Genomic DNA, 17831 nt, shown 5'->3' on the forward strand with positions numbered 1-17831 from the left:
CCTCCGCCGCGATCACGGCTGGGGCAGCGGCGCCCCTCGACGTCCGATGCTCCGCCAGGCGGCGAGCCGCCGCTCGAACTGTGGCCAGCAGATGCCGTGCCAGTAGTGCTCTGCGAGGAGTTGCTCGACGCGGCGCGGGCAGCGCGCGGGCTCAGCCATCCTCGCCTGGCACATCGAGGTGGAGCGGCCGTGCGGCAGGTGGGTGGCGATCGAGGGCCACCTCCGTGAGCCGTCGAGTGAGGCGAGCCGTGTGCGGCGCAGGTAGTCGCGCCGAGCGAACTGCACGTCATCCAGCACGATCCACGTGTCAGCGGCGAGCAGCTTGGCGAGGGTGGCAAGCCGGGGAAAGAGATCGGGCTGGTGCATCGCGCACACCTCGCCATGCGACGCTTCAGGCCGTGAGGAGCCTGCTGTCGAATCCGGCGCGGCGAAGAGCCTGGTAGGCGTCATGGACCTCTCCTGGGACGGGTTGCTCAATGGCGTAGCCGCGCTTGGGGTACTCGATCACGCGCTGGAGTTCACCGACGAGCATGTCGATGACCAGCTTCGGATCGCCGATCCTGTTGACGTAGTCGTCCAGCTGCAACGGCTCGGACGCGCACACCACCTCCACATCGGGCCAGACCTGCCGCGCGGTGGCGTAGGCCCGCCGCTCCATGTACGGCTTGGAGATCAGCAGCACTGAACGGGGCTGGATACCCGCCTCAGCCAGCACCTGGCGGGACAAGCTGATGTTCTGGCCGGTGTTGGTGGCGTTCGGCTCCAGCAGAATTGCCTCGTCGGGCACGTCGGCCCTCAGCGCGTGTTCGCGGTAGTGGACGGCCTCGCCGCGGGGGAAGCGCGCCACGGTGGTGGGGCTGGTGGCGCCCGAGAAGACCAGCAGCGGGAACCAGCCGGCATGGTAAAGCTCGGCCGCTCTGGTCGCCACGCCGAGGTCGTGGCTGCCCAGCCCGATGGCCACGTCACACCGGCGCAGGTCATGATGCATCTGGTGGTAGTCCCAGATGGTTCGGGCGTACCGCCACTGCTCGTCGGTGATGACCTGCTTGGCGTTCACGTGCTCGCTCCCTGATCGCCGTGGCAGGAGAAGACCGTGCTCCTCCTGATGGGTCCGCTGGATGCCCTCGATGCTGCGCAGCTGGTGCGCGAGCCCGTGGCGGGCGGCCTCGCGGGCGGCGAGGTCGAGGATCATCAGCCCATCATCCACGGTGTCTGGGTCAGAAAGCAGGTAGGTCCTGTCGGCGCGGGCGGGTTTCGGGTCGGGTGCGTGGGCGGCCGGGTACGGGCCGGGGCACCCGGATCGCGCTCCACCAGGTGGCTCGGCCTGGAGCTCGTCGTGCGGGGAGGCGCCGGCGGTGTGCTGATGGGTCCGGCAGATGGTGGAGTCCACCCTGACCTGCCAGCCGATCAGGCCCCCGGGCACCGGCCATCGCTTGCCACCGGGTGAGGATCTGCTGCCAGATGCCGGCCCGCTGCCGGCGGCGGAACAGGCCGTGGACGGTCCGCCAAGACCCGCAGCGCTCCGGGACGTCGCGCCACGGCGGCAGGTCGGGATGCTCCTTCGGCGTGTCGTCGGTCGTCGCTTAGAGCCTGCTGACAAAGGGTTTGGTCGCTGAGCCCGGGACCACGGATGCCGTTCCCACCGTGCGGACACCGGTCACTTGTAGTGATACCCCGTTGAACGAGGCCTTGGGCGTTGCCGGCGGTGCGCGATCGGCGAGTACCTGCGAGTGCGGAAACGCGGTCATGGCAAACAGATCAGGTTGGCCGGATGGGGCGGGCTGTCAGGCCCTCGATGAGGAGTGATAGGAACCGGTCCCCGGCGTCGGCTGTCCAGGATGCCTGGCGTGTTGCCCAGGCCATGGCGTTGACCGCGGCGAGCAGTTGGTCGGCGTCAAGGTCGGCACGTATGTGACCGGAGCGCTGGGCGCGGGCCAGCAGGTCGTCGGCTGCGGCGCGGAGTCCGGCACAGGAGGAGTGCAGGGTTGATCCCGGATCCTGCAGCGCCGCCATGACCGAGGCGGGCAGCCCGTCGTAGCGGGCCGATACCAAGGCCAGTTCCCGTATCCAGGCAACAAGGGCCTGGCCGGGGTCGAGGGAGGCGATGAGGTCCGCCGCCCGGGCGCGCAACTTGTCGAACCCGTGCTGCAGCAGCGTCTGGAGCAGTGCCTCCCGGGTGGGGAAATGTCGGTACAGGGTCGCGATGCTGACCCCCGCCCGGCGCGCCACCTCCCGTAGGGATGCGTCGGTCCCCTGTTCGGCGAACGTCTTCTGAGCCGCGACCAGAAGGTGCTCGTGGGTGCGCCGGCCATCGGCGCGGACCGGAAGACCGGTCGGCCAGGCGTCTGCATCGTTCATCTCAGGCTCTCTCTCGTCGCGCACTTGCTAACCGAAGCACCGCTACGGATAATAGGAGCGCCGCTTCGGTTACGGTCGAAGCTTACCTACGGACACGTCCATGAGCCAGCGAGGAGATGTACAGATGCCCCAGGAACTCGATGAGTGGCATGCCAGGGCCGGAGGCTACGTGGCACGGCCGGCGTTCGAGACCTACGCCGAGAAATACTCGCGCTACTTCGTCATGCGCCGCCGTGACGGGATCATCGAACTGCGGATGCACACCGACGGCGGTCCAGCCCGATTCGACTTCGCGGTGCACAACGCCTGGGCCCAGGCCTGGCAGGAGATCGGCAACGACCCCGACAACGAGGTGCTGATCCTCACCGGCACCGGCGACCAGTGGCTGGGCATCCCCGAGACCACCGCCGCCGATGCCGCGGAGCCGGCGAACGAGCTGATGAACAACCCGCGCCCTAAGGACTTCGCCTACGAGCACGCCTACTACGACGCCACCAAGCTGCTGGAGAACTTCGTCTTCGGCATCGACATCCCCACCATCGCGGCGATCAACGGGCCCAGCTCCGCGCACACCGAGTTCGCACTGCTGTGCGACATCACCCTGGCTACCGAGACCGCGACCATCATCGACCCGCACCTGCCGGCCGGCGTCGCGCCCGGCGACGGGCAGCAGCTCACCCTCCAGGAACTCCTCGGCACCAAGCGCGCCGCCTACCATCTTTACACCGGCAAGCCCATCGACGCCCGGCAAGCCCTCGAACTCGGCCTGGTCAACGAGGTGCTGCCCGCCGACCGTCTCCTGCCACGCGCCTGGGAACTGGCCGAAGCCATCATGAAGGCTCCCCGCACCGCCCGCCGCTTCACCCACGCCATCGCCCAGCGGCCCTGGAAACGGCGCCTCACCCAGGATCTCGGCTTCGGCATCGCCCACGAGATGTATGGCATTCACGCCGACCAACTCCTCGGCTAGTGACTGGTGTCCGCACGGTGGGATACGACCTCTGCGGTCCCGGGCACCCCATGGACCACACCACCAGGAGGAACCAGTGTCATACCCGCGACTGCTCACCCCCGAGGAGAAGCTCGCCGACGCGAAGAAGCTGTTGAGCCTCCCGCGTATCGTCGTGATCTGCGGCTCCACCCGCTTCATGACCGAGATGAACGAGGCCGATCTGCGGGAGACCATGGCCGGAAGGATTGTCGTCAAACCGGGCTGTGACATGAAGTCGCCGCACGAACTCTGGTCCGATCCTGTCGAGGCCGAGGCGCTGAAGGCTCGACTCGACGATCTGCACCGGGCGAAGATCCGGCTCGCTGATGAGGTGCTCGTGGTCGGCGACTACATCGGAGACAGCACCCGAGCCGAAATCGCCTACGCCCGGTCGCTGGGCAAGCCCGTGCGGTTCACGCACCCCGAAGTCGACCCTGACGCCTGACCGCCCGCTGCCACCTCGACACCCAGGGCCGGCGGCCCGCCGCCAGACCGTCTCGCGGTGGCTTCGGCCGCCGCCCGCCCCACACCCTCCGCATGCATTCCTTGGAATGGGGGCCGGAGCGCAGGTGCGTCTCCGGCCCTAGCCGTTCATCGGGGCTGCCGGCTCGCCGGACTGGGGTGCCGCGGGCGGTCGATCACGACGCGGGAACGAGCTGCCACTGCTGGTCGAGGCCGCCGTTGTCCGTCCATTGCACGACCCTTGCGCCGTCCGTGGTCGCGCCTTCCCACACGCTCAGTACCTTGCCGGAATGCCGCGCCCTGATCTTGTAGTAGGAGCCGGCCGGTATCAGCTCCCATTGCTGGTCGCCGCCGTTGTTCTCCACCCATTGCACGGCGTTGGCCCCGTCGGCGGTGCTCGTCTGCCAGATCGACACCATGCGGCCGCTGTTGCGGTTGAACAGGGTCCGGTAGCCGCCGCCGACGTCGGTGACATGCCAGTGCTGGTTGTACCCGCCGTTGTCGGCCCATTGCACGAGCTGGGCTCCATCTTGCAGGTCGGCCCGGTAGGCGTCGAGGGCCTTGCCGCTCTTGCGGTTGATCAGCTTGTAGTAGGCCCCTGCCGAGCGTCCGAAGTCGATGTCGGCATGGCGGATGGTGTCGAACCCGCCGACGATCAGCACCCGGCCGGTGCGCGGTACGGGTGTCAGATTGCGGAAGTATGCCCCCTGCATGGTGGTGTGCTGCCGGGTCCAGGCGCCCGTGCTGCTGCCGCTCGGGTTGACCCACACGTCGCCGCCGGCCGCGGCGTTGTACAGCAACCGGCCGTCGGGAAGCCGGATGATCACCGGGCTGCCACCGGTCACGAGCGCCGGGGATCCGGACGTCACGGGGAGGGCGGAGATGTTGGTTCCGGCCTCGCCCCCGACGGCGAAGAAGGTCAGCGGGTTCGACGAGATCTTGTAGCGGACGTTGTCGCCACCGCCGAAGTACTCGTACGTCAACATCCATCGGCCGTCGGTGGTGGGCACCACGTTGGGCATGCCCGGACGCCCGCCGCCGATCTGGCCGACGCCGCCCACGTTCTGGGTGAGGCCCGCCACGTCCAGCACGGGCGCGCTCCAGCCGCTCGTGGCGTTGCCGTTCCAGGTGCGGTGCGCGAGAACCTGTCCGTGGGAGTCTCCCACCGTGCCGTTGTCGGGCCGCATCGTCAGGACGCCCGTGGACGGGTTGTAGCCGGTGTAGTCGTTCTCGTCGGAGTAGTAGGCGACGAGCCGGTTGCCGTACACCATCAGGTACGGCTCCCAGACCGGGTCGACCTGCTGGTACGTGTTCGCGCGGGCGATGCGCCGGCCGATGGCGCCGGCGCTGCCGCCCTGCCGGCCGCCGGTGGTGATGATGTTGAGGAAGGTCCAGGACGCGCCCTGGTCGGTGCTGGCGTACAGGGCGATCGCCATGTCGCGGCGGTCGCCGTCGTTGGTCGGCACCCAGTCGGGGTCGGCCGCCTTCTGCTCGGTGTAGTAGACGTCCTCGCCGGTGACCACGGTCGACAGCAGCAGCGTGCCCGCGGCCAGGCCGCCCACGTTCTGGGGCAGGACGTAGAAGTACGGGCTCGCCCAGTTGCTGGTGTATCTGGCGTACGCGGGGTCGTTCGACAGGTACGCCGGCGCCCGGACGTCCGACAGCCACTGCCAGGTCGTGCCGTCGTCGTCGCTCTTGTACACGGGGATGACCTGGCCGACCGCCGTGCCGGACGGGCCGACCGTCGCCTTCTCGAACCCGGCGACGAGGCGCCCGTTCGGCAGTGCCGCCGCCTTCGGAACCCCGGCGCAGTTGCCGTAGCCCTTGGTGCACTGGGCGTTGCCGGGCAGCTGGTAGAGGGTTCGCGGGGTCGGGCTGACGGCCTGAGCCGGCAGGGCCGTCAGGATCAGCAGCAAGGCCGCCAACCCGGCGGTCAACACCCTGGTCCGCATGTTCATGGTGCCTCCGGTGGGGGGTGTGGGGCGTTTCAGGGGAGGGCCAGACGGTGAGGACCCGCACGTCCCGCGGGGACCGGGGCACCCGCGAGGGCGTCGGACAGGGGGAGCGGGGGCCGGACGCGGGCGGGTTCCCAGCTCCAGTTGTGCACCACGTGGACGCGGCGCCCGCCGGGGGACGTACCGGTCGCGGCGGTGACGGAGGCGGGCAGGCCGGACCAGCCGCTCACCGGGGTCGGCGCCAGCCACAGGGCCAGGGCGCGGGCGAGGGCGCGGCCCGGCACGGTGCCGACGTAGGTGACGCGGCCTCGGCCGTGGCGGCGGGTCGTGATCGCCGGCCAGCGGCCGAAGTGCGGGTGCTCGTAGGTGGCCAGCACGTCGGCGTCCGAGAGGACGGTGAGGCCGTCCACCCAGCACGTCGCGCTCGCACCCTCGGGAAGGTCGAGCGGCGAGCCGGGGGCGGCGCGCACCGGCAGGTCGCGCGTGAGGTTGCCGAACTCGTCGTAGTGCACCCCCGCCGCGTTGTTCAGCCGGTAGCCCAGGTGCTCGGCCGCGGCGAGCACGCGCCCGCGTACCTCGTCCGAGACGTACTGCTCGTTGTTGAACACCCGGGACACCGTCTTCTGCGAGACGCGGGCCAGGCGGGCCACGTCGACACTGCGCGGCATCCGGGCGCTGCCGGTCCCGTTCACCTGACGCGTCATGGTCAAGAGTCCGTCACCCATCCGTAACTCGCTCCTGGCCGAACGTGGGAGGAGCCCGCCCTCGCGAGGGTCCGTCCCCGGCACGTGCCTGCGACCGGCGGAGGCCGTGCTCGCCGGCCAGGGAGGCGGCGATTCGCCTTTCCCTGCCCCGCTACGCGGGCTGGTCCGCTCCACCCCCGGCCTCAAGGCCGGAACACCAGCGGTCGCGTCCCGCCCGGGTGCGCACCTCCACGTCGGCGAGGACCTCCACCACCTCGGGAAACGCGTCGATGAACGCGTCCACGCGATGCCCGTCGAACTCCGTACGCCGCCGGATGCCGCTCTGCATGCAGGCGATGAAACCCAGCCCCGCGCCGTTGGCGGCCTGGGCGTCGCCGGGGGAGTCGCCGACGTACACGCACTGGCTGGGCTGCAGCCCGGTCGCGGCCAGCAGCTCGTCGAACGCGCGGCCGTCCGGCTTGCCGAAGCGTACGTTGCCGGCGTGATAGACGCCGTCGAGCCGGCCCGTCAGCGCGTGGTCCGGCGCCAGCAGGTGCGCCACCTCCGCCTCGGTCCGCGAGGTCAGCAGCATCACGCCGCGACCCGCGGCGGCGAGATCGTCGAGCGCCCGCAGGTTCTCCGGCGCGACCGCATCCAGCCGGCCGTCGGCCACGTACTCCGCGAGCACCTCCCGGTAGACGTCGGCGAACGCCGCGAGATCGACGCCCGGCGAACGCCGCGGCATCGCCTCCAGCAGCGGCAGCCCCCACGTGGACAGATGCGCCGCCCGGGACATCGGCTCCCGGCCGAGCCGCGCCAGAACGTCGTTCTCCAGCTCGAAGCACGCCGCCTCGGTCAGGCAGAGCGTGTCGTCCACATCGATCACCACCGCGCGAATCACATCCGCCACCCTAACGACGCCACGACCGAACGACGCCACGACCGCCGGCCTGTCAGACGCGGACGACCTTCCAGGCCCACCGCACCGGCGAGGACGACCTGGGAGGGCGGTCAGGGGGCCTGGCGAGGACCGGGCTGCTCCGCTGCAAGTCCTTGGGGGCGGGGGGACGGGTGCAGGATCCGGTCGAGGCGCGCGGCGGCATAGCCGAGGGCGGACAGCGCCGTGACGATCAGCAGGTCGCCGGCGTTCAGGGGTTCCGTGCTGAGCAGCTGGCGCAGCGGTGGCACGTACAGGGCCGCCAGTTGCAGGACGAACGCGCCGGCGGCGGCGAGCAGCAGCATGGGGTTGGCCAGCGATCGCGGCCGGGTTCGCGAGCCCAGCGCGACGCCGAGCTGGGTGGCGCCGAGAGCGAAGAAGGCCATGCTCTGCCACGGCCGCCCGGTGAGCGAGGCCCAGACGGCGACGCCGAGGGTGACGGCGGTGAGCACGACGGCGATCCGGATGACCCGCTGCCACAGGCCCGCGCCGAGGATGCTCTGCGTGGGTGGCCGGGGCGGGCCGGCCATGGCTCCCGGCACGGTGGGCTCGCCGCCCAGGGCCACTCCGGGCAGGCCGTGGGTGAGCAGGTTGATCCACAGGATCTGGGCGGGCAGCAGCGGCAGCGGGAGTCCGGCGAACGGGCCCAGCAGCATCACGGCGATCTCGGCCGCGCCGCCGGACAGGCCGTAGACCAGGAAGCGGCGGATGTTGGCGTACACCCGGCGGCCCTCTTCGACGGCCGTGACGACGGTGTCGAGATTGTCGTCGGCGAGGACGAGGTTCGCCGCCTGCCGCGCGACCTCGGTGCCGCGTCTGCCCATGGCCACGCCGATGTCGGCGCGGCGCAGCGCGGGGCCGTCGTTGACCCCGTCGCCGGTCATGGCCAGGACGCCGCCCTGGGCCTGCAGGCTCTGGATGATGTCGAGCTTCTGCTCGGGCGTGGCGCGCGCGTAGACGCCGGCCCGGCCCTGATCGAGGGCGCCGGGCTCGCGGCAGTCGACGACCCGGTCACCGCCGGAGATGATGCCCAGCTCGGTGGCGATGGCGCGGGCGGTGCCCGGATGGTCGCCGGTGATGAGGATGGGCCTGATGCCGGCCCGCCTGCAGTCGGCGACGGCGGTGGCGGCCGCCGGTCGTGGCGGGTCCAGGATCGCGATCAGCCCGAGCAGCGACAGGCCGCTCTCCTGGATCGCCGAGGGCGCGGCGTCGAGATCCGCGCTCGCGACCGCCAGCACCCGGTACCCGGCTCGGGCGAACCGGTCGGCTCGCGCGGCGGCACGGGCGAGCAGTTCCGGGTCGTCGACCAGAACGGGGTGGTGGAGCAGCGCTTCCGGCGCGCCCTTGCAGATCAGCCGGGCGCCGCCGCCGGGGAGGAGATGCACGGAGCTCATGCGCTTGCGGTCGCTGTCGAAGGGCAGTTCGGCCACGCGGGGGAAGCGGGCCTGCACGTCCTCGCGGTCGAGGCCGAGCTTGGCGGCCGCGGCGAGCAGGGCCGCCTCCGTGGGGTCGCCCAGCGCCGTCCATTCCCCCTGTGCGTCCCGCGGGGGCGAGAGCCGGGCGTCGTTGCAGAGCACCGCCGCCGTCAGCAGCGCGTTGAAGGCGCGGGGATCGACGGGCCGCTCGCCGGTGACCTGGCCCTCGGGCGCGTAGCCGCTGCCGCTGACCGTGGCCTGCGCCTCCGGGGTCCACAGGTGGCGGGCCACCATCCGGCCCTCGGTCAGGGTGCCGGTCTTGTCGGTGGCCAGGGTGGTCACCGAGCCGAGGGTCTCCACGGCGGGCAGCCTGCGGACGAGGGCGTTGCGCGCGGCCATCCGGCGTGCTCCCAGTGCCAGGCTGAGCGTCACGACGGCGGGCAGGGACTCGGGTACGGCGGCGACCACCAGGCTGATGGCGGTGACCACCATCAGCTCCACCGGTTGCCCGCGCACCAGCCCCAGGGCCAGGACCACCGCCGACAGCAGCACGGCGACGCCGGCCAGCAGCCGGCCGACTCCCATCAGGCGGCGTTGCAGCGGGGTCGGGCCGGTCTCCTCGACCATCAGGGACGCGATGCGGCCGCCGGCGCTCGCCGTCCCGATGGCGGTGACCTCCGCCCGGCCGCGCCCGCGCACGACGACGGTGCCGGAGGAGACCGTTTCGCCCGCGGGCTTGTCCACCGGCACCGACTCACCCGTCAGGGCCGACTCGTCGACGAGCAGGGCCGCCGACTCGCTCACCTCGGCGTCGGCGGGGACGATGTCGCCCTCGGCCAGGATCAGCAGGTCTCCCACGACCACCTCGCCGGAGGGGATCTGCCGCTGGCGGCCGTCGCGGACCACGCGCGCCTCCGGGCTCGCCAGCTGTGCCAGGGCCGTGATCGCTCGATCGGCGCGGATCTCCTGCACCACCCCGACGGTGGTGTTGACGACGATCACCAGCATGATCACGGCGGCGTCGGCCCAGTCGCCCGTGGTGACGGTGAGGACCGCCGCGATGAGCAGGACGATGATGAGCGGGTCGCGTAGCTGCGTGGCGATCCGGCGCCACAAGGGAACGGGCGGCTTGCGCGGGAGCACGTTGGCGCCGTCCCGCGCGAGCCGCGAGGCCGCCTCCGCCGACGACAGCCCAGACAATGGCGTCACCGTCACGTCCTCCGTGTTCGTCGTCCTCCGGTCGGTGGACACGTACCCAGGGCTGTTCCGCTTCCAAGTCTTCGCGCGTTCACGTCGCCGGTAACAGGGACGTAGGTCCTTTCCCATGCGCACGGGGAGATGACCAAGGTCCCCGCGCCGCGGGCCGTACGGCACTGATCGCGGGCGGCCGCGAACGGTGTGATGGAGGTGAGACAAGGACGCACGACGGAACCGGAAAGGGAGGCCCGTCATGGCCACCACCATCAACAGGCCGGTGATGCGGACCAGCGTGGACAAGGCGGCGCGGAAGGCCCCGGTCGACTACGTCTGGGCCGTCGCCCGGATCTCGATCGGCTGGATCTTCCTGTGGGCCTTCCTGGACAAGACGTTCGGCTGGGGCTTCGCCACCCCGGCGGCCAAGGCCTGGATCAACGGCGGCAGCCCGACGACCGGCTTCCTCAAGGGGACCGGCGAGCACGCCCTCGGCGGCTTCTTCTCGACCCTGGCCGGTCAGGCGTGGGTGGACTGGCTGTTCATGGCCGGCCTGCTCGGCATCGGCCTGGCCCTCGCCCTCGGTGCCGGCACCCGCATCGCCGCCGGTGCCGGGAGCGCGATGCTGCTGCTCATGTGGGCCGCGGAGCTGCCCCTGGACACCAACCCCTTCATGGACGAGCACCTCATCTACGCGATCGTCCTCATCGGCCTGGCCCTCGCCGGCGCCGGCAGCACCCTCGGACTCGGCGGCATGCCCCTCGTCCGGCGTACCCCGTGGCTCAGGTAGCGCTCCAGGCTTCCGCCCACCCTGCCCCCAGGGTGGGCGGATCGCTGTCCAGGACGAGCAGAGACGGTGGAGGCCAGGCTCGTCAGCGTGACGGCTCCCAGCCGCGCCGGGCGGTGGAGCGCCGCTCGTCCCTGCTGCGGTAGACCCTGCTGCGGTAGACGATGTACGGCCGGGTGAGGTAGCCGACAGGTGCGGTCAGCAGGTGCACCAGCCGGGTGAACGGCCAGATCGCGAACAGCACCGGCGCGCTGAGCGCGTGCAGCTGGAACAGCGGGGGCGCGCCCGCCATCAGGGCGGGTTCCGGCCGGAGGAAGAAGATGCCCTGGCCTACGGTCGTCGAGGACGTGCGGTGCGCGCGGCCGGTGGACGCGCTCACCGCGGCGGCCGAGCGAGCCGACCTGCTGGTCGTGGGCTCGCACGGGGGCGGCCCTGTGGGGGCGGCGCTGCTCGGCTCGGTCAGCCGGGGCGTGCTGGGCCACACCGAGTGCCCGGTGGCGGTGGTCCGCTCGTGAGGACCTTCGGCCCGGTCATCGGGGACGTTCGCCGCTGACCGGGCGGGCCGCCGTACGGGAGCGTGGGACGCGGAAGCGAGGAGGATGTTCATGCCGATCGAAGTCAAGGACGTCATGGGACGGGTGGCCATCGCGGTGCTGGCGGACGCGTCGTTCGCCGACATCGTGGCCGCGATGAAGCGGTTCGCGGTGGGCGCGGTCACCGTGGTCGACGCCGACCGCCGCCCGGTGGGCGTGGTGTCGGAGGACGACCTGCTGCTCAAGGAGATCGACACGGTACGCCACGGCGTGTCGATGTTCGAGTCCCGCAGCCGGCGGCGCGACCACGACAAGGCGGCGGGCGTCACGGCGGCGCAGCTGATGACCTCTCCGGCGATCACCGTCACCCCGGGCACCAGCGTGCGCGACGCGGCCCGGCTGATGCATGCCCACCACATCAAGCAACTGCCCGTGATCGACGTGGTCACGGGACGGATCGCGGGCACCCTGCACCAGCGGGACGTGCTGCGCGTCTTCACCCGCTCCGCCGCGGAGCTGGAGGCCGACATCCGGGCCGAGCTCTCCGAGCTGGGCCCGTTCACCATAGAGATCGACGCGGGCGTGGTGAGGATCGGCGGGCGGGTGCGGCGGCGGTCACAGGCCCTCGCCCTCACCGAGGCCGTCCGCAACGTCGAGGGCGTCGTGGACGTCGTGTGCGACGTGGCCGCCGACGTCGACGACCTCATCACCGTCCCGCCGCTGCTCTAGGGCGCGTGTCGAGTCGTGCTCGATCCGCCGGTCCGCCCTCGCGGTGAGGCCCGCACCGGTGCGGATCCTAGAGGCAGAACGACACGCCGGTGAGCTTCTCCGAGGCGTCCCAGAGCCGCCGGGCGAGCTCCGTGTCCTGCGCGGTCCTGGACCGGCCGATCGGTTCGGCACCGCCACGCATGTGCAGCCAGTGTTCCGGTCCGATGAAGCTGTCACCGGGGACGTTCCCGGTGGCGGCATGCAGCACCGGCAGGGCGCCCTCCTCCGGGGTCTGGGCGAACAGGCGGAGCATCAGCCTGGTGCCGAGCCCGGACGCCCGGTCGTAGATGTTCGTGGCGACGAAGCCGGGGTGCGCCGCGACCGCCAGCACCGCCGACCCGGCGGCGTTGAGCCGGCGTTGCAGCTCGGAGGAGAACAGCACGTTCGCCAGCTTCGACGTCGCATAGGCGCCGGACTGTCGGTAGCGGGTGCGTTCCCAGTTGAGATCGTCGAGGTTGATCCTGCCCATTCGCTCCGCCTGTGACGACAGAGAGACCACGCGTCCGGTGACGTGGGGCAGGAGCAGGTTCGTCAGGGCGAACGGGCCGAGGTGGTTGGTTCCGAAGTGCAGCTCGAATCCGTCGGCGGTCCTCTCGAGTTCGGGAGCCGAGGTGCCCGCGTTGTTGACCAGCAGGTGGATCGGGCCCCGCCAGTCGGCGGCGAAGCGGCGGATCGACGCCAGATCGGCCAGATCCAGGTGGCGCACCTCGGTGAGGCCGGGCGCCGTCGAGGCGGCGCTTCCGCCCTTCGCGGTGTTGCGCACCGCGAAGACGACGCGCGCGCCGTATCCGGCGAGTGCTCTGGCGGTGGCGAGCCCGATGCCGCTGTTCGCGCCGGTGACGATGACTGTCTTGCCTGTGAGGTCGGGGGTCATGACAGTGACACTAGACGTTGCCTAGTTTCTAGGCAACGTCTAGTTCGAGATAGGCTGAGGGAGTGACCCAGAAACCCTTCCATCACGGCAACCTACGAGCCGTCCTGCTCGACCAGGCCGAGCAGACGCTGCGCGAGGGCGGCATCGACGCGCTGTCGCTGCGTGAGCTGGCACGGAAGGCCGGCGTCAGTCATGGCGCACCCCGGAGTCACTTCATCGACCGGCAGTCACTCCTCGACGCGCTCGCCGAGCGAGGCTTCAACCGCCTCGCCGATGACGTGGAGGCGGTGATCGCCTCCGACGCCGAGGGCTACAAGCAGCGTTTCCGCGCCATCGCGATCTCCTACGTGCGCTTCGCCGTGACGGACGCCGCGCTCCTTGACCTCATGTTCACCGCGAAGAACGGCGACGCTCCCGAAGGGCTGCACGCGGCCTCGGGGCGGCTCTTCGCGGCCATCGGTGACCTGATCGAGCGCAGCACCGAGGCCGGAGTGCTCAAAGCCCAGGACCCGTACCGGCTGCAGTTGCTCTTCGCCGCCGTCATGCAGGGAATCGCGTCCCTCGTCAGCGCCCGCCGCATCTCCGCGGAGGACGGCGACTCCCTCATCGACGACGCGATCTCCCTCCTGGTCCACGAGTAGGGCCCGGGGGCGCGAGACGCCTCCCGGGCGTCCTGCCGGCGACGACGCCGGGGCTACGGGCCGGCGGCGCGTCGGTCCCGCCGGCCGGCCGTCACTGCCCGCGCTCGGCTCGCAGCCGCGCCGCCAGGGCGGCGGCCTGGGTGCGGCGCTGCATGTCGAGCTTGGCCAGCAGGTTCGAGACGTAGTTCTTGACCGTCTTCTCGGCCAGGAACATGCGCTCGCCGATCTGCCGGTTGGTCAGCCCCTCCCCGATGAGGTCGAGGATGTGCCGCTCCTGCTCGGTCAGCGCGGCCAGCGGATCCTTCCTGGTGGCCTGCTCGCGCAGCCGCTGCAACATGGCCGCCGTGGTCCGCGGGTCGAGCAGCGACTGCCCCGACGCGACCGTGCGGACGGCGCCCACCAGGTCGGAGCCGTGGATCTGCTTGAGCACGTAACCGGCGGCGCCGGCCATCACCGCGTCGAACAGCGCGTCGTCGTCGGCGAACGAGGTCAGCATCAGGCACGCCAGCCCCGGCACCCGCGAGCGCACCTCGCGGCACACGTCCACGCCGTTGCCGTCGGGGAGCCGCACGTCCAGCACCGCCACGTCCGGCTCGAGCGCCGGGATGCGCGCGATCGCCGACTCGGCCGTGCCCGCCTCCCCGATCACCTCGATGTCGTCCTCGGAGTCCAGCAGGGCGGCGACGCCTCGGCGGACGACCTCGTGGTCGTCGAGGAGGAACACACGAATCATGTCTCCGACGCTACCGAAGCGGCGGCATGCGCGACAGGACGAAGGTTCGCGGGCCGCGCAGCCCGATCGCGCTAGGCAGCCTGTCGCCCGGGTGCGACACTGATCGGCGTGGAGGATGAGCGTGGAGGATGAACGCAGCCCGCTGCTGCCGCAGATGCGGCTCGATGAGCTGCTGGCGGAGCTGCAGGTCCGGCTGAACGCCGTGCTGGCCACCCGGGACCGGGTGCACGCGCTGCTGGAGGCCGTGGTGTCGGTCGGCAGTGATCTCGACCTGCCGACGGTGCTGCGGCGCATCGTCGAGACCGCGACGACGCTGGTGGACGCCAGTTACGGCGCGCTCGGCGTGGTGGGGCAGGACAACACGCTCCTGCAGTTCATCCCGGTCGGGCTGAGCGAGGAGGAGATCGCCAGGATCGAGCACTGGCCGCACGGGCTGGGGCTGCTCGGCCTGCTGATCAAGGACGCCCGGCCGCTCAGGCTGGGCCGGATCTCCGACCATCCGGAGTCCTACGGGTTCCCGCCCGGCCACCCGCCGATGGGCACCTTCCTGGGCGTGCCGATCCGGGTGCGCGACGAAGTGTTCGGCAACCTGTACCTGACGGAGAAGCGCGGCGGCGGCGAGTTCGACGAGGAGGACGAGGCCGTGGTGGTCGCGCTGGCCACCGCCGCCGGCGTCGCGGTGGAGAACGCCCGCCTGTACGAGGAGTCGCGCGGTCGCGAGACGTGGCTGCAGGCGTCCTCGGAGGTGACCACGAGCCTGCTGTCCGGCGCGGACCCGCGGGAGGTGCTGTCGGTGGTGGCCGCGCGGGCCCGCCAGATGAGCGACGCGGACCTGGCGCTGGTGATGCTGCCGGACGCCGACGGGCAGGCCCTCCTGGTGGAGGTCGCCGAGGGTGAGGGCGCGGAGATCCTGGCCGAGGCCGCCTTCGACGTGTCGGCCACGCTCGCGGGCGCCGCGTTCACCCGAGGGGAGCCGACGTCCAGCCCCGACCTGCAGAGTGTCTCCCACCCGGGCTCGCCCCTGCGGCGAGCCGGCTTCGGCCCGGGGCTGATGGTCCCGCTGGGAGCCGCGCCGGCCGTACGGGGCGTGCTGGTGCTGGCGAAGCGCAGCGGGCGGCTGCCGTTCAGCGCGGCCACCCGGCAGATGCTGCAGGCGTTCGCCGGACAGGCGGCGATCGCTCTGGAGCTGGCCGAGGCGCGGCGGGACGCGGAGCGGCTCGGCCTGCTGGAGGACCGTGACCGGATCGCCAGGGACCTGCACGACGTGGTCATCCAGCGGCTGTTCGCGACCGCGATGACGTTGATGAGCACGGTCCGGCTGGTGGAGCGGCCGGAGGCGTCCAAGCGGGTGCAGCACGCGATCGACGAGCTGGACGAGACCATCCGGCAGATCCGCTCGTCCATCTTCGCCCTGCAGGGAGCGCACGACGATGCCGCGCCGAGCCTGCGCGGGCAGATCGTGGGCCTGGTGGAGGGCGCGGGCAGTCACCTGGGGTTCATGCCGGGTCTGCGGATGGAGGGGCAGATCGACACCCTTGTGCCGGAGCGGGCCGCCGAGCACGTGCTGGCGGTGCTGCGCGAGGCCCTGTCCAACGTGGTCCGCCACTCCCACGCCACCCGGGCAGAGGTGTCCGTCGAGGTCGGCAGCGCGGGCCTCACCCTGATGGTCACCGATGACGGCATCGGCACGGGCGAGGGGGGTCGCCGGAGCGGCCTGCGCAACATCGAGGAACGGGCCGCCCGTCTGGGCGGCACCGCGCGGCTGGAGTCTCCCGGCGAGGGTGGCACGCGGCTGTGCTGGAAGATCCCCTTGTGAGGTTGGACTCGGGAGCTTGGGGACCAAGGCCCCTAGGCCGGGGGCGGTGTGCCGGAAATCATCGTGATTATGACGACGACACGGACGATCGACGCGTACTGGCGTGCCGCCAACTACCTGTCGGTGGGGCAGATCTACCTGCTGGACAACCCCCTGCTCACCGAGCCGCTGCGACCCGAGCACATCAAACCGCGCCTGCTCGGCCACTGGGGCACCACCCCCGGCCTCACCTTCGTCTTCGCTCACCTCAACCGGATCATCGGCGAGCGAGGCCAGAACATGATCTACATCGCGGGCCCCGGCCACGGCGGCCCCGCGGCGGTGGCGCACGCCTGGCTGGAGGGCTCCTACTCGGAGAGGTACCCCGAGGTCTCGCAGGACGTCGAGGGCATGCGGCGGCTGTTCCGGCAGTTCTCCTTCCCCGGCGGCGTCCCGAGCCACGTCGCCCCGGAGACGCCGGGCTCCATCCACGAGGGCGGGGAGCTGGGGTACTCGCTGGCGCACGCGTACGGCGCCGCGTTCGACAACCCGGACCTGGTCGTGGCGTGCGTCGTGGGCGACGGCGAGGCCGAGACCGGTCCGCTGGCCACGAGCTGGCACTCCAACAAGCTGCTCGACCCGTACCGTGACGGCGTGGTGCTGCCGATCCTGCACCTGAACGGCTACAAGATCGCCAACCCGACCGTGCTGGCCCGCATCCCCGAGGCCGAACTGCTCAAACTCATGGAGGGGTACGGCTACCGCCCGCACGTCGTCGGCCCCTCGCACGAGGAGATGGCCGCCACCCTCGACACCGTCTTCGACGAGATCGCCGCCTACAAGGAGGGCCGTGCCGGCCGCCTCCCCATGATCGTCCTGCGGACGCCGAAGGGCTGGACGGGGCCGCGCGAGGTCGACGGCCTGCCCGTCGAGGGCACGTGGCGGGCCCACCAGGTGCCGCTGTCCGGCGTCCGCGACAACCCCGAGCATCTGGCGATGCTGGAGGCGTGGATGCGCTCGTACCGGCCGGAGGAGTTGTTCGACGCCGATGGGCGCCCGGTGCCCGCCGTGCTGCGGGCGGTGCCGGAAGGGCCGCTGCGGATGAGCGCCAGCCCCCACGCCAACGGCGGCGAACTGCTCGCCCCGCTGCGGCTGCCCGACTTCCGCGAGTACGCGGTGCAGGTCAAGACACCGGCCGCGGAGTCGAGCGAGCCGACCCGGGTGCTGGGCGCGTTCCTGCGCGACGTGATCGCCGCCAACCCGCACACCTTCCGGCTGATGGGCCCGGACGAGACCGCCTCCAACCGGCTGCAGGCCGTCTTCGAGACCACCACGCGCGCCTGGAACGCCGGGATCGAACCCACCGACGAGCACCTCGCGGCCGGTGGCCGGGTCATGGAGGTGCTGAGCGAGCACCTGTGCCAGGGCTGGCTGGAGGGCTACCTGCTGACCGGCCGGCACGGGCTGTTCAACTGCTACGAGGCGTTCGTCCACATCATCGACGCCATGTTCAACCAGCACGCCAAATGGCTGGAGGCCTCGAAGCGGATCCCCTGGCGGCGGCCGGTCGCCTCGCTCAACTACCTGCTGTCGTCGCACGTGTGGCGCCAGGACCACAACGGCTTCAGCCACCAGGACCCCGGCTTCCTCGACGTGGTGCTCAACAAGAAGGCGTCCGTGGTGCGGGTCTACCTGCCGCCGGACGCCA

At 71.3% G+C, this 17831-nt stretch carries 19 protein-coding genes; 8 read left to right on the forward strand and 11 right to left on the reverse strand.

Features of this window, described 5'->3' with window-relative positions:
• Positions 1–12 precede the first annotated feature (12 nt).
• From FH608_RS29300 to FH608_RS29315, 4 genes are all read right to left on the reverse strand, one after another.
• Positions 13–366, reverse strand: a complete 354-nt coding sequence (locus FH608_RS29300; RefSeq protein WP_139633835.1) for a WbqC family protein — start codon at positions 364–366, stop codon at positions 13–15.
• A 25-nt stretch (positions 367–391) separates the two neighbouring features.
• Positions 392–1192, reverse strand: coding sequence for a YdcF family protein (locus tag FH608_RS29305; RefSeq protein WP_139633836.1), 801 nt, complete (start codon positions 1190–1192; stop codon positions 392–394).
• A 25-nt stretch (positions 1193–1217) separates the two neighbouring features.
• A complete protein-coding gene (locus tag FH608_RS54455; RefSeq protein ID WP_139633885.1) occupies positions 1218–1547 on the reverse strand; it encodes a transposase in 330 nt (109 codons plus the stop codon).
• A 211-nt stretch (positions 1548–1758) separates the two neighbouring features.
• Complete coding sequence (locus FH608_RS29315; RefSeq protein ID WP_139633837.1) at positions 1759–2358, reverse strand: TetR/AcrR family transcriptional regulator; 600 nt, start codon at positions 2356–2358, stop codon at positions 1759–1761.
• A 124-nt stretch (positions 2359–2482) separates the two neighbouring features.
• Between FH608_RS29315 and FH608_RS29320 the strand changes: the two genes are divergently transcribed.
• Together FH608_RS29320 and FH608_RS29325 are read left to right on the forward strand one after the other, a co-directional pair.
• On the forward strand, positions 2483–3328 hold the full coding sequence (locus FH608_RS29320) for an enoyl-CoA hydratase/isomerase family protein (RefSeq protein ID WP_139633838.1): 846 nt from the start codon (positions 2483–2485) through the stop codon (positions 3326–3328).
• A gap of 76 nt (positions 3329–3404) precedes the next feature.
• Positions 3405–3794, forward strand: coding sequence for a hypothetical protein (locus FH608_RS29325; protein ID WP_193318690.1), 390 nt, complete (start codon positions 3405–3407; stop codon positions 3792–3794).
• A 193-nt stretch (positions 3795–3987) separates the two neighbouring features.
• Here FH608_RS29325 and FH608_RS29330 read toward each other — a convergent pair whose 3' ends face one another.
• The 4 genes from FH608_RS29330 to FH608_RS29345 all read right to left on the reverse strand — a co-directional run bounded on the left by FH608_RS29330 (position 3988) and on the right by FH608_RS29345 (position 10010).
• On the reverse strand, positions 3988–5769 hold the full coding sequence (locus FH608_RS29330) for an RICIN domain-containing protein (protein WP_226900013.1): 1782 nt from the start codon (positions 5767–5769) through the stop codon (positions 3988–3990).
• Positions 5770–5798: 29 nt separating this feature from the next.
• Positions 5799–6470 (reverse strand): LacI family DNA-binding transcriptional regulator, encoded by a 672-nt coding sequence (locus FH608_RS29335; RefSeq protein WP_226900014.1) that lies wholly within the window; start codon positions 6468–6470, stop codon positions 5799–5801.
• 151 nt (positions 6471–6621) lie between these two features.
• Entirely contained in the window at positions 6622–7338 is a 717-nt protein-coding gene (locus FH608_RS29340) for an HAD family hydrolase (RefSeq protein ID WP_139633839.1), read from the reverse strand.
• A gap of 122 nt (positions 7339–7460) precedes the next feature.
• Positions 7461–10010: a cation-translocating P-type ATPase gene (locus FH608_RS29345; RefSeq protein ID WP_226900015.1), complete on the reverse strand. Its 2550-nt coding sequence runs from the start codon at positions 10008–10010 to the stop codon at positions 7461–7463.
• A 241-nt stretch (positions 10011–10251) separates the two neighbouring features.
• Here FH608_RS29345 and FH608_RS29350 point away from each other — a divergent pair, with 241 nt between their 5' ends.
• Positions 10252–10782, forward strand: coding sequence for a DoxX family membrane protein (locus FH608_RS29350; RefSeq protein WP_139633840.1), 531 nt, complete (start codon positions 10252–10254; stop codon positions 10780–10782).
• A gap of 82 nt (positions 10783–10864) precedes the next feature.
• On the opposite strand, the gene FH608_RS29355 is transcribed toward FH608_RS29350, so the two are convergent.
• The gene (locus tag FH608_RS29355; protein ID WP_317135589.1) at positions 10865–11071 is read right to left on the reverse strand and encodes a respiratory nitrate reductase subunit gamma; all 207 of its coding nucleotides are present in this window, start codon (positions 11069–11071) and stop codon (positions 10865–10867) included.
• A 28-nt stretch (positions 11072–11099) separates the two neighbouring features.
• Here FH608_RS29355 and FH608_RS29360 point away from each other — a divergent pair, with 28 nt between their 5' ends.
• Positions 11100–11294 carry a universal stress protein gene (locus FH608_RS29360; RefSeq protein ID WP_139633841.1) on the forward strand — a complete coding sequence of 65 codons (195 nt, stop codon included), beginning with the start codon at positions 11100–11102 and terminating at the stop codon, positions 11292–11294.
• 90 nt (positions 11295–11384) lie between these two features.
• Entirely contained in the window at positions 11385–12041 is a 657-nt protein-coding gene (locus FH608_RS29365; RefSeq protein WP_139633842.1) for a CBS domain-containing protein, read from the forward strand.
• A gap of 67 nt (positions 12042–12108) precedes the next feature.
• On the opposite strand, the gene FH608_RS29370 is transcribed toward FH608_RS29365, so the two are convergent.
• On the reverse strand, positions 12109–12954 hold the full coding sequence (locus FH608_RS29370) for an oxidoreductase (RefSeq protein WP_139633843.1): 846 nt from the start codon (positions 12952–12954) through the stop codon (positions 12109–12111).
• Between the two features lie 62 nt (positions 12955–13016).
• Here FH608_RS29370 and FH608_RS29375 point away from each other — a divergent pair, with 62 nt between their 5' ends.
• Complete coding sequence (locus FH608_RS29375) at positions 13017–13595, forward strand: TetR/AcrR family transcriptional regulator (RefSeq protein ID WP_139633844.1); 579 nt, start codon at positions 13017–13019, stop codon at positions 13593–13595.
• A 91-nt stretch (positions 13596–13686) separates the two neighbouring features.
• Here FH608_RS29375 and FH608_RS29380 read toward each other — a convergent pair whose 3' ends face one another.
• A complete protein-coding gene (locus FH608_RS29380) occupies positions 13687–14328 on the reverse strand; it encodes a response regulator (protein ID WP_139633845.1) in 642 nt (213 codons plus the stop codon).
• A 115-nt stretch (positions 14329–14443) separates the two neighbouring features.
• Here FH608_RS29380 and FH608_RS29385 point away from each other — a divergent pair, with 115 nt between their 5' ends.
• Both FH608_RS29385 and FH608_RS29390 read left to right on the forward strand, forming a co-directional pair.
• Positions 14444–16144 (forward strand): sensor histidine kinase, encoded by a 1701-nt coding sequence (locus FH608_RS29385; protein WP_139633846.1) that lies wholly within the window; start codon positions 14444–14446, stop codon positions 16142–16144.
• 69 nt (positions 16145–16213) lie between these two features.
• Positions 16214–17831 (forward strand): phosphoketolase (locus FH608_RS29390; RefSeq protein ID WP_139633847.1); only part of this gene is annotated, 1618 nt, incomplete at its 3' end.

The sequence above is a fragment of the Nonomuraea phyllanthi genome, assembly GCF_006334985.2.
GTDB lineage: Bacteria > Actinomycetota > Actinomycetes > Streptosporangiales > Streptosporangiaceae > Nonomuraea > Nonomuraea phyllanthi.